General features: G+C 45.7%; 1 protein-coding gene. It reads left to right on the top strand.

The window, feature by feature from the left end:
• The coding region (locus BHE89_RS20760) for a GTP-binding protein (RefSeq protein WP_128860755.1) at positions 1-446 on the top strand (446 nt) is incomplete at both ends.

The raw sequence follows: 446 nt of genomic DNA on the forward strand, positions 1-446 counted from the left end.
TGTCTAAAGAAAAATTTGAACGTTCAAAACCGCACGTTAACGTTGGTACTATCGGCCACGTTGACCACGGTAAAACAACTCTGACTGCTGCAATCACTACAGTTTTAGCTAAAACTTACGGTGGTGCTGCTCGTGCATTCGATCAAATCGATAATGCGCCAGAAGAAAAAGCGCGTGGTATCACCATTTCTACTTCACACGTAGAATACGATACTCCAACTCGCCACTACGCACACGTAGACTGCCCAGGCCACGCCGACTATGTTAAAAACATGATCACGGGTGCTGCGCAAATGGACGGCGCTATTCTGGTAGTAGCAGCAACTGATGGTCCAATGCCACAAACTCGTGAGCACATCCTGTTAGGTCGTCAGGTTGGTGTTCCTTACATCATCGTATTCCTGAACAAATGTGACATGGTAGATGATGAAGAACTGTTAGAATTA

Source organism: Shigella sp. FC1967 (assembly GCF_001743005.1).
In the GTDB taxonomy this organism is placed as follows: Bacteria; Pseudomonadota; Gammaproteobacteria; order Enterobacterales; family Enterobacteriaceae; genus Proteus.